Origin of the sequence: Paenibacillus sp. FSL E2-0151, assembly GCF_037993015.1 — a bacterium.
GTDB lineage: Bacteria > Bacillota > Bacilli > Paenibacillales > Paenibacillaceae > Paenibacillus > Paenibacillus amylolyticus.
Map to the genome: position 1 here is coordinate 1,016,642 of NZ_CP150308.1, position 11,773 is coordinate 1,028,414.

9 protein-coding genes are annotated in these 11,773 nt (G+C 46.3%); 6 read left to right on the forward strand and 3 right to left on the reverse strand.

From position 1 onward, the window contains the following. Positions 1 to 3 precede the first annotated feature (3 nt). From MHI55_RS04730 to MHI55_RS04740, 3 genes are read left to right on the forward strand one after another with little or no spacing between them, the layout of a single operon-like run. Complete coding sequence (locus MHI55_RS04730) at positions 4 to 1,977, forward strand: serine hydrolase domain-containing protein (protein WP_340389066.1); 1,974 nt, start codon at positions 4 to 6, stop codon at positions 1,975 to 1,977. Between the two features lie 54 nt (positions 1,978 to 2,031). Then, positions 2,032 to 2,706, forward strand: a complete 675-nt coding sequence (locus MHI55_RS04735; RefSeq protein ID WP_340389068.1) for a response regulator transcription factor — start codon at positions 2,032 to 2,034, stop codon at positions 2,704 to 2,706. Beyond that, positions 2,703 to 4,055, forward strand: a complete 1,353-nt coding sequence (locus tag MHI55_RS04740) for an ATP-binding protein (RefSeq protein WP_340389070.1) — start codon at positions 2,703 to 2,705, stop codon at positions 4,053 to 4,055. The genes MHI55_RS04735 and MHI55_RS04740 overlap by 4 nt, the downstream gene beginning before the upstream one ends. 77 nt (positions 4,056 to 4,132) lie before the next feature. On the opposite strand, the gene MHI55_RS04745 is transcribed toward MHI55_RS04740, so the two are convergent. Both MHI55_RS04745 and MHI55_RS04750 read right to left on the reverse strand, forming a co-directional pair. After that, complete coding sequence (locus tag MHI55_RS04745) at positions 4,133 to 4,789, reverse strand: ABC transporter substrate-binding protein (RefSeq protein WP_340390571.1); 657 nt, start codon at positions 4,787 to 4,789, stop codon at positions 4,133 to 4,135. After that, a complete protein-coding gene (locus MHI55_RS04750; protein ID WP_340389072.1) occupies positions 4,777 to 5,823 on the reverse strand; it encodes a helix-turn-helix domain-containing protein in 1,047 nt (348 codons plus the stop codon). Before MHI55_RS04750 ends, MHI55_RS04745 begins: the two co-directional genes overlap by 13 nt. Positions 5,824 to 6,055: 232 nt before the next feature. On the opposite strand from MHI55_RS04750, the gene MHI55_RS04755 reads away from it, so the two are divergent. The 3 genes from MHI55_RS04755 (at position 6,056) to MHI55_RS04765 (ending at position 10,689) form a co-directional block, all read left to right on the forward strand. Beyond that, a complete protein-coding gene (locus MHI55_RS04755) occupies positions 6,056 to 7,045 on the forward strand; it encodes an ABC transporter substrate-binding protein (RefSeq protein ID WP_340389074.1) in 990 nt (329 codons plus the stop codon). Between the two features lie 316 nt (positions 7,046 to 7,361). Then, the gene (locus MHI55_RS04760; RefSeq protein ID WP_076319983.1) at positions 7,362 to 8,741 is read left to right on the forward strand and encodes an amino acid permease; all 1,380 of its coding nucleotides are present in this window, start codon (positions 7,362 to 7,364) and stop codon (positions 8,739 to 8,741) included. Positions 8,742 to 9,159: 418 nt separating this feature from the next. Next, on the forward strand, positions 9,160 to 10,689 hold the full coding sequence (locus tag MHI55_RS04765; protein WP_340389075.1) for an acetylhydrolase: 1,530 nt from the start codon (positions 9,160 to 9,162) through the stop codon (positions 10,687 to 10,689). Positions 10,690 to 10,715: 26 nt separating this feature from the next. Here MHI55_RS04765 and MHI55_RS04770 read toward each other — a convergent pair whose 3' ends face one another. Next, the gene (locus tag MHI55_RS04770) at positions 10,716 to 11,699 is read right to left on the reverse strand and encodes a MerR family transcriptional regulator (protein ID WP_340389077.1); all 984 of its coding nucleotides are present in this window, start codon (positions 11,697 to 11,699) and stop codon (positions 10,716 to 10,718) included. Between the last annotated feature and the right edge of the window lie 74 nt (positions 11,700 to 11,773).

Genomic DNA, 11,773 nt, shown 5'->3' on the forward strand with positions numbered 1-11,773 from the left:
GTTATGTCATCGTTGATAAGAAAGCTTTTTGGGAAAATGATTTTACTGGTGTTATTGTTAGGCATGATATCAGGGGCGACTGGATTAGGGACCATGCCACTATCGGCATCAGTATCCAATCCGGGATTAAATTCGGGCAAATTGGAGCAAGGAGTCGTAGCTAATCTGGAGGATACTGATCAGTTAACGGCATTCATGGATGGGATGATGGATGTGCAAATGCGATCTTTACAGATTCCAGGCGCAGTCATTTCGATTGTGAAGGATGGGAAGATCCTGCTCTCCAAAGGATACGGACATTCCAACATCGAAGAAAATAAACCCGTTGATCCCGAAACCAGCTTATTTCGAATTGCTTCAACAACAAAGCTGTTCACATGGACCGCCGTGATGCAATTGGTTGAGGCGGGCAAGCTTGATCTTGATACAGACGTCAACACTTATCTGAAAACGGTGAAAATACCGAGAACCTATGAGGTTCCGATTACGTTGCGCCATCTCATGACCCATACCGCAGGCTTTGAGGAAGGCGGTGTAGGTTATCAGATCACTACCGATCCGGGGAAACTTCCCGTCTCTATTACTGAAACGATGGCGAAACATATGCCTGCACGGGTTAAGCCACCAGGCGAGATGCTGTCGTATTCCAATTATGGCGCTTCACTCGCGGGACTTATCGTCGAAGAAGTGAGCGGTGTTGCCTACAATGACTATATACAGAAAAATATATTTGATCCGCTGGGCATGAATTATGCTACGGTAGAGGAGCCTGTTCCAGCGTCTCTGGAACCTTATGCCGCCCTTGGATACGCCCGAGCTAACGGCGAGTTTGTAACCAAACGGCCAACGTATGAGGGAGGATTTCGTCCTGCGGGATCAGCGAGCGTGTCGGCGAACGATATGGCTCATTTTATGATTGCCCATCTTCAAGACGGGCGATATGAAGATAAACAAATACTCAAGCCGGAAACAGCCAAACTCATGCATTCTCCGGCATTCCAGTTTGATGAACGTTTACCCGCCATGGATCTGGGCTTTTATGAGTTGAATATGAATGGGCTGCGTGTGATCTCTCATGGAGGGGCCGATGAGCTGTTTAATACAGCGCTTTATCTTGTACCGGACAAAAAAGTGGGCATCTTTGTTTCCTATAGTGGAGGGGAAGGCGGAACGGCAGCAGAAGGGTTGGCGCAAGCCTTTTTTGACCGATACTATCCTGTACATGCAACGGAGCAGCCTAATGAAACTTCTATCGAATTCGGGGAGTCTCTGGAAAAATATGCAGGCTCTTATCAATTTACACGCCGTAATCACACGAAGATCGATAAGTTTTTCAGTTTTCTGACTCAAATCAATATTGAGTTTTCGGATAACCGACTGTTTATTGGAAGTGGTGCAGATCAGCAAGTGTATACTCCGATTGGCGTGAATTTATTCCAGGAGGTCGGAGGGACACATCAGATGGGGTTCCGCACCGATGCAGAGGGCAAGGTCACGTATCTGTTTCTGGATATATTAAACCCAATGCCGCTGGAACCTGCACCGTTAATGAACCAATCGAAGTTCTGGCTCCTCTTGCTCGGCATTTCGGTTGTTCTATTCATCACTGTATTGCATGGATTTGTTTATCGCAGACGCGAAATCAGAGTGATGCCAAAAGCACAGAAATGGGCAGTTCGACTGTCAGCCGTTACGTCCGTGTGGGCATTGCTAACCTTGGGTGCAACACTTCTGGTGATGAACATGGATTTGATTGATCGGCTTAGCCATATTCCACTATCTTTACGTCTCTATCTGTTTATGCCGATTATCCTTGTAGGGTTGACTGCGGCAATATTCATCATGGGCGTCCTGGCATGGAAAAACCAATATTGGACGTTATTGAAGCGTGTGCACTATACGTTCGTAATGGTAGCAGCAGTGATCTTGAGTTTATTTTTCTATCATTGGAACCTGCTGGGATGGTATTTTGGTTGAAAACCTGCGCCCAGATAGGAAGAACAAGATAGATATCGGAGGCATACATTTCATATGACCAAAATCCTAGTTGTGGATGACAATGTGCATATTCGTGAGCTGATTACCTTGTTTTTGCGGAATGAAGGATTCGAGATTGTGGTAGCCAAGGACGGTGCGGAAGCACTGGAGATTGTGGGGAAATCCCCAATTGATCTGGTTATCCTTGATATTATGATGCCGCGATTGGATGGTTGGGAATTATGCAGGGAGATCCGGCGTATGGATCTGAATATGCCATTGCTAATGGTCACGGTAAAAGGGGAATCGGCCCAGAAAGTAAAGGGATTTCAGTTGGGAACAGATGATTATTTAACGAAGCCCTTTGATCCGCTGGAACTTGTGATGCGAGTAAAAGCTTTGCTGAAACGTTACTTGATTGTCTCCTCCCAGACCATTCAACTAGGGGGCATTATGCTGAATCGACGCAGCTTTCAAGTGATTCGTGGAGAGGAAACAATCAATTTGCCTTTAAAAGAGTTTGAATTGCTGTTCATGCTGGCAAACCAGCCTGGGCAGATATTTACCCGAGAACAGTTAATCATCAAGATCTGGGGGAGTGACTACGAAGGGGATGACCGGACGGTTGATGTTCACATTAAGCGACTAAGGGAAAAATTCGCTGGTGATGCACACCATTTTCAGATTGAAACGGCTCGCAGTCTGGGCTACCGGTTAGTCATCACATGATCAAAACCTTATATGTTCGTATTATTTGCACGTTTCTAGTCGTCATTGTTTTCAGCTTGCTGACCTCTTTCTTCGTGGGGATCTTCCTTTTCAAAAAAGAAGTAAATCATATCGGTCAGAATGACATGATTTCTGTAGGGGAGGAACTGATCCGTCTATATGAGCAAACGCAACCTGAGGACAGGGATGCTTTCATCAAAAGTATGGTTAAAGTGTCCACCTATCCCATTCATCTATATGACGTTTCGGGTAACGTAACCTTTTATGACTTAGACCATACAGAGACCGTTGAAATTGCACCAGAAGTGGTTCAAATGGTGTTGCAGGGTCAGATCTATCGTTCTCCCGGAGAAGTGGAGCAGACGTTCATAGGTCTTCCTTTTCCATACAAAGGGGAACCACAAGCCATGTTTATGCAGTATTCTCCGCAGAATGAAAATATCATTAATCGGATGGTTTTGCTGGTATTATTGCTTGCACTGTTGATCGGAAGTTTTTGTATCCTTATTGCTGCAAGGTATTTGGTGAAGCCGATTCAGGTATTGACGCGGGCAACCAAACGACTGGCGAAGGGTGATTTTAATGTGGAAATCCAAACAAAACGTGTGGACGAAATGGGAGCATTGACGCAGAGTTTCAATGAAATGGCGAGTGAGCTTAAACAGCTGGAACAGATGAGACAGGATTTTGTTTCCAATGTATCTCACGAGATTCAAACGCCGCTGACCTCTATTTCCGGTTTTGCCATGGCTTTGAAAAACAGTAGCCTGGTTGCGGAGGCTGATCGTAACTATTATCTCGATATCATTATTACGGAGAGTGGACGACTATCCAGACTAAGTGATAATCTGCTGGAGCTTGCGTCTCTGGATTCCGATCATCATCCGTTCGAGACAACTACCTATAATCTTGATGAACAAATCAGGCAAGTGGTGGTGACTTGCGAGCCTCAATGGTCAGCCAAAGGCATTCCAATTCACTTAGAATTGGCGGACGGTATCAAAATCAGGGCAGATCAGGACCAGCTTAACCAAGTGTGGATGAATTTACTAGGCAACAGCATTAAGTTTACTCCCGTGGGCGGGCGTATCGAAATACGCACGAGCCAGTCTGTCGATGGAATCTTTTTCACGATAACCGATTCGGGCATTGGAATAGCGCCGGAGCAACTGGATTATGTTTTCGAACGGTTTTATAAAACAGACCTGTCACGCGATCGTAGCATTAGTGGTAACGGTCTGGGCCTCGCCATCGTCAAAAAAATCGTGATGCTTCATCACGGAACTGTCGAAATGAAAAGTCAGGTGGGCGTGGGGACAACGGTGATGGTTCATTTGCCTTCCGGATGATTACAAAAATGGATGTTGAGCTGCCAAAGATATTTTTCTGGTAGCTCTTTTTTGTGAGTTTTCAGATTCGTTTATCATCACGAGTTATCAGGGTAGGATTGATTACGCAACAGTTCTGGCAAAGCATGTAGCACTTGCATACGTTCCAGCGCACCCTCCATATTCCAATGCTGCCCTACGTGATACACTTTGCCGTTACACACCGCAGGAAGATCACGCCAATAGGGGCTTTCCATCCAACTCACGTCGCGCTCATAAGAAGTAGGGTCAGTGACGTCCCCATCTCTAGTTGCAGAAATCATAAAAATACGATCCCCTACATAACGCTCAAAATCGCTTTCCTCGATCTTAACAAAAGCCTCGCCTTGCTCTATTAATGTCGCTACTTCATGAGGAGGTCTGAATCCATTGGCATGGTACAGTGTGTTTGTGAGACCTTGAGAGGCCATGACATAGAGTTTGCCATCATTACTGTCGACAAGAACTGTGGCAGTTTCACCGGGTACGAATGCGTCTTTGCATACATTCCACATATATTCGGCGATAGCGTCATAGCGGATCAGCCAACGCTCCGCTTCTTTTTCTTTGCCGAAAATTTGGCCCAAGGTCCGCAAGCGGTTATCCAATGTTTGCTCACGATCCAACACAATGGTTGGAGCAATGGTATTCATTTCATCCAGAGAAATGCCATAGTAGTTGGCGACGAGAATAAGATCGGGCTTCAGCTTTCGGATCTCCTCAGGCTTGGGGGAAAGCTGATTTCAGTTGTGTTTTGCATTGGAGCGGTATCGATGAATTGGCCTAATAGACTCTTGGGACTACCGACTGGGAACAAATCCAGGGCCATCAAGTCACTTGTTGTATTGCGATCCAGATATACGATACGTGATTTGTCCTTGGGGAGTTCTAATAGCCTTCCTGTAGAGTCACGGAAAAGAATGTCCTTGTCCCTGTCGCTTTGCTTATACATCGCTGCATACTCTCTAGGAGGCAACCCGGTCTTCTGACGAAAACGTCTGACAAAGTAATAATGATCATTGAATCCAACCTGATGGGCGATGGACTCAATGGTTTCTTCTGTCTGTAAAAGCAATTCCTTGGCTCGATTCAAACGAATCTCGGTTAGATATTCAATCGGGGTTTTGTCTGTCAGTGAGCGAAACAGCTCATTGTATTGCCATAAGGAGACACCGGATATATCGGATAGTTCCTGCACTTTAATTTTCTCGGCGTAGTGTTCCTGCAAATAGATAAGGGTGCGTTTAACGGCATCTCTGGTATTTTCCAAAGAGTGAGCTTTCGTATTCTGTTCAGAGAGAGACAGCATCAGCATATGGAACATAGGTTGATAGGCATTGCTTTCTGCTTTGTTGATATAGGGGCGTTGACGAGTCATATCCTGAATAATGGTGTGCACGCTGGAATAGGAACGATCGGATCGCAACGTACTTCCATCAAAGGCAGGAATTGTGTCAAACCAGACGGACGAAGCCTGAACTTTAATTACATGAAAAGAAAACATATAGACAGCGAACGGCTCATGATCCTGCCTGGTTAGTACAATGTTGCCTCCGGGTCGAATATAAAAACACTGTTCTTCAATGGCAGTAAGGGGCTCTTCCCCCAGATCCAACCTGAAGTTTCCCGAAACGACAATGAGGAGACGATGCTCTTGCGAAGGCAGTATGCTGACGGGTTCCTCCATAAAATCAATCTCGCTAAGCGAATAGATTCCATGTACCTGATCGGTATGTAATAGAAGCTTCATGCCACAATCCCCTTACTAATTGATAACGATTCTCATGGAATAGCATAGTGTAAATGCGCTCTTTTTTCAACCAATTGATAGGCGAGATAGAACATAACTTGGTGTTACACCTGCTAAGTATTGTCTGAAAAGCCCTGGAATTGTCCATTGATGCGCCTATGCGGGATCGTTACTATAGGTAGAAGATAGTGATAATGATTATCATTAAAACAGAGTGAATGGGGAGAACGTCATGTATAGTGTGAGACGATGGGGATGGTCTATTGGTGCGGTTCTGGTGCTGAGTATCGGCCTGAGTGCTTGCAGTAGCAATGAAGGTGCGTCGGTAAATGACGGAACAACGCAGCAGACAACCGTCAAAGAAAAGGAACCCGCTGCGGAGAAACCGGAAACCAAAGAGTACGTGGATTATCTGGGACGTAAGGTAGAGATTCCAACTGATCCACAGAGGATCGTCTATTATGATAATAAAACCTTCGGGGACATGCTGGTACTTGGAGCAGATGCAGTCGGTCAGGATAGCCGATTCGAATCAATATATCAGGATCAAGTCAAGGACATTGAAGATCTTGGTGCGCCGTTGAATCTGGAAAAGCTGGTTGAGCTTGAGCCAGATCTGATCATCACAGGTCTTCACGCTCAAGGGGAGGAGTTGGATCAGATTGCGAAAGTGGCGCCGACGGTCGGAATCGATGTAGATGCTCCATTGGAGCAGCGCCTGCCTATACTTGGTCTTCTGGTGAATAGGGAGGCAGAGGCACAGCAGTGGCTGGCCGATTATGATGCGAAATCGGAGCAAGCCTGGAATGCGTTCAAACAGAGTGCGAACATCGGTCCGGATGAGACGGCAACGATATTTTTAAACACAAATCGTACGCTGTATGTTATGACGACAGGGTTAGCTGCAGATTTATACTCACCTTATGGACTGGATATACCTGATGAGGTGAAAAAGGTAACGATTGATGAAGAAATGCCATGGGCTCAAATATCACTTGAGAGTCTGCCATCATTTGCCGGGGATCACGTATTCCTGATGGCAGCTGGGGCAGGGGAAGATTCCGCTGAGAATGACGAACTGATGAAGTCAGCCATATGGAAGGACCTTCCTGCGGTTAAGAACGGTCACGTGTATGTAGTGGAGCAAAAGTGGAATAAACGTGATGCCTACACGATGCATGAATTTTTGAATGAACTGCCTGCCATGATGAAGCAGCAATAGTTCGGTAATAAGTAGTAGAGTTGAGAGAGCCTCCTGTTGAAGGGGGTTCTTTTTGTATTTTTTGTACTATCGTTCTACTCCACACTTTGAAATGGGCTCAGCTTGTACAATCAGACTTCACCTTATCTGTCTGCCATATTCATTAAGCGGTTATCCTATACCTATATGTGTAGTGAATCCGTTTCCTCACATTCCTTGTTGTATTTCTGCGGCACATCTCGTACAATTTGGTGGAGTAATTCTGCATTGCGTTAATGTGAATGTGAAAATTAAAGATTACATCAGGAATCTGTACACAAGAAAAGGGGAGAATCGTTTGGAATCAAAGCAACTATCTAGAGGGCTAAAGCCCCGCCATGTAGAGCTGATTGCACTCGGAGGTACAATCGGCGTTGGTTTGTTCATGGGATCGGCGAGTACGATCAAATGGGCAGGGCCATCCGTGTTGCTGGCCTATTTACTGGCCGGTATCGTTATCTTTTTTGTCATGCGTATTATGGGTGAAATGTTGATTCAGGAGCCGGTCACGGGTTCGTTTGCAACATTTGCTCACAAATATATTAGTCCGCTTGCCGGATTTCTGACCGCCTGGAGCTACTGGTTCCTATGGGTTACGGTTGGTATGGCGGAAGTTACGGCGATTGGTATCTATGTCGGGTATTGGTTCCCGGATATTCCACAGTGGCTGCCTGCACTTGCTGGGGTGCTCATCATTGCGGCGGCAAATCTGGCGGCTGTGAAGTTCTATGGAGAATTTGAATTCTGGTTTGCGATGATCAAAGTGACGGCTATTGTGGCGATGATCGTGATCGGAACAGGACTCATTTTCTTCGGCTGGGGGAATGGGGGTCAGGCCATTGGTCTGTCGAATCTGTTCAGCCATGGTGGCTTCTTCCCTGGGGGCATCAAAGGTTTCCTCTTCGCGCTGTGTATCGTAACGGCTGCGTATCAGGGAGTTGAAATGGTCGGTATTACAGCAGGCGAAGCGGAGAATCCGAAACACACTTTGCGTAAAGCGATCAAAAATATCGTGTGGCGTATTCTTATTTTCTACGTTGGTGCCATATTTGTTATCGTAACCCTGTACCCTTGGAACGAAGTGGGCGAGACGGGCAGCCCGTTTGTGCTCACCTTTGCCAAAGTTGGTATTGTTGCTGCAGCGGGGATCATTAACTTTGTGGTGCTCACGGCGGCCATGTCGGGATGTAACAGCGGGATCTACAGTGCAGGACGGATGTTATACACACTGGCTGAGAATGGGCAGGCACCTGCCTTTTTCAAAAAGCTGTCCAAAGGCGGGGTTCCCCGCAACAGTATCGTCATTACAATCTCCTTGCTGCTGATTGGGGTTGTGCTGAACTACCTGATGCCGGACTCCAAGCTGTTCCTGTACATCTACAGTGCAAGTGTTCTTCCGGGCATGGTTCCATGGTTCGCGCTGGCGTTCAGCCAGTTCCGCTTCAGAAAGCGTTGGGGCAATGAGATGGCGGATCATAACTTCAAGTCCAAATGGTTCCCGATCAGCAATTACATTATTATTGTGTATCTGATCCTGGTCATTATCGGTATGGCGTTTAACCCGGATACGCGCTTGCCTCTGGTTGTTGGAGCTACGTTCATGGCAATCGTGGTGGCAGGATATTTCGCATTTGGCATCGGAAAAAGACAACGGATAGATGGCGGCGAAGATCGCTAGTCTAATATTCAAAAATCAACTTATATCGTAATTTCATACGTGCATTCCTTGAATACAATGGAGAACCTGCGGGTGATTCAGCGTCATTCAAGGAGTGCATTTTTTTATCCGCAAAATTCATGCTTGAATCTCCTGTAACTGGAGGTTTTAAGATTGGAGTTATAAAGATTGCACTAAAGCCTATTTACACTTGCCACTTCGATGACAGAACAACCTTCTGATCGCTGTTATCCCCTGATTTTTTTGATTTAATTTTACAAAGGTGAAAATCTGGGGATAAAGGCGAACGCATCCGCTTCTTCAGGTTATTTCTGTCCTCTACGTTCTCGTGTAAATGTTTAGTTCAATTTATATAATAGCTGCTGCGCAATAATATCATTCCGATTTAATCCGTGGCAGAATGGGAGGCTTTAAGTATATGAGGACAATAGAATGGATTTATCTTATTTTCAACCTGCTTATGTTCGTGGGGGTAATCGGGATTGGGAGACAGAGTCAACATTTTCGGAAAATGGTATGGGGTGGATTCGTCATATCGGGTGTGCTGTTGATCATCCATGGTGTGGTCGAAGGACTACGTTGGCCGATGATTCCGGCGTATCTGCTCACGTTGGTTCCACTGGTTGTGTTATTTACAAAGGCAAGACGCCAGCAACAGTCAGGTGTAACCTCGCTGAACAGCAAAGGTTCCGGGGCATCTGCTTCGAAATCACCTGTGGCGGGGAAATTCGGACGTGTTCGAATCATCGCAACGTCTTTCCTGGTGTTGCTATACGCTGTTGTGAGCATTGGCTTGCCGCTGCTGTTCCCGGTGTTTTCGTTTGCCAAGCCAGCAGGTCCTTATGGAATCGGAACGGTATCCTACGATTGGACAGATAGCAGTCGGGATGAACTTCTGACGAGTACTACCGGTGACCAAAGGGAGCTGATGGTACAGATCTGGTATCCAACGAATCCAGAGGCAGAGGGTGCAACAGCTCCTTATGTTAGTAAGCCGGATATCTATGCGACAGCCTTCAATGAAGTGCTGGAACTGCCAAAGCTTTTATTTTCCAGTCTGAGTCAGGTCAAAACACATGCGATTCAGGAAGCTCAATTATCAGATGCCGAAGCCAAGTATCCGGTTGTTCTGTTCTCTCATGGTCTACATGGCTATGAAAATCAGAATACGTTCCAGGTCGAGCAACTGGTCAGTCAAGGTTACATTGTTGTAGGCATTAATCACACGTATAGCAGTCTGGTGTCCGTATTCCCGGATGGACGTGTGGCGCAATTTGAATCCGAAGGAAAAGAAGGCTTTGAACAGCTGCAATTCAGTTACATGGACAAGTTGAATGAGACATGGGTGAAGGATGCACAGTTTGTACTGGATGAGGTAGAGAAGTTGGCTGCGGGAGATCCGAGTGGACGCTTTACAGGACATATGGATCTGGACAACATCGGCATGTTTGGGCATTCATTTGGCGGAGCAACGACAGTACAGATGTTAATGGATGATCCACGTGTGAAAGCAGGCATGAATATGGACGGTGTATTGTTTGGCGAGAAACGTATCCCTGCGGAAGGCGTGGGCAAGCCGTTCCTGATGATGAGTGCAGACTCAACCGTTGCAGGTACAAGTGTGATGAGTGACGAAGAGATTGCTGCGATGGGCACGACCCGTCGGGAAGCCGAGAAATATTACGAGGAAGTGTACGAGCGCTATGAGCCGGTAACCGCAGGAGGTAACTTCTGGATGGAGCTGACCAACACCAAACATCTGAGTTTCTCCGACCTCTACCTGATCTCTCCACTGCTCGAATGGACACAGGGTGTAGAAGCGCGGGGGACACAACAATTGGTTAACGATACAACGATTGATTTCTTCAACCACTACTTGAAAGGGCAACCGCTCCATATGGACAAGGAAGTGGGAGAACATGAATCCTTTTTTTTGAAAAAAGGCTAAACGTAAAAATGGAAGGAGACTGGAGTTCAGTCTTCTTCCATTTGTTTTAATCGTAACCGCATGCCCTCCTGCAACAAGTTAATGCCATCTACAATCTGGCTCCAATCGGGATTCATCACCTTGCATAGCTTGTTAAAACGCAGAATGCGATCCGTCACAGAGTCCAGCATATATCGGGCCTGTTTACTAAAAAATACTTCAGGTGTTTCGGCATGCTCGACACTTGCATACATCAACACAAAGTCCCACACCATGCTTTGCACAGCAGGGCTATCGATTGCCCAACGCTTGTCCAGCGCTTCGGTAGTGCGAATGCGAATAGCCTCCATTTTTTTCACCCAGACGTCCGCTTCGACTTGTGGCTGATTCGCCATAATGAAGAATGGAACCTCCAGCCGAGCCAGATCAGCCCAATAGGCCGGATCATTGATCAGTTCCTGAATTTCCTTCCAAGCCAGTGTTTGCTGAGCCGTCAGTTTGGTATCTTTCATCATGTATTTATCGAAAAAGTGCAGAAACGAGACTCTCCAGTCCTGCGGAATGCTATCCAGCAGATGGGATTCATCCACCTTGGCAGCAACGAATTGTTTTCGCCTGCTCGCATTGGCCGTCAGGGATTCTACCAGACTGGAGATATACGTGAGAGACTGTTCCGAATGCAGTGAAGTGTCTTCTTCATGCTGCTTCGCTTGCTGCAAAATGGAGAGCATGGAATTCATCGTGCCGATCTGGGTTTCCAAGGCTTCAATCTGTAGATCCAGTGCCTGTGCTACCGCCAGTTCACCCGACATGAGCTTTCGAATATCCGGTATGCTGAAATTCAGATAACGAAGCGTTGTAATGAGTTCGAGTTGCCACAGGTCTTGCGTTGTATAAAGTCGATGCCCGCCTTCCGTATGATTGGAGGGTTGTAACAGTTCAATCTCATCGTAATAACGGATCGTTTTCACCGTGGAGCCGATCAGTTTGGCTGCTTCACCGATGGAATAGGGTTCTTTGTTTGCATTCAACGAGATCACCTCATGTTCTATTATACAATCTCCAGTTAGAGGAGATTCAATGCTAGACAGTCGTTAGGGAATTC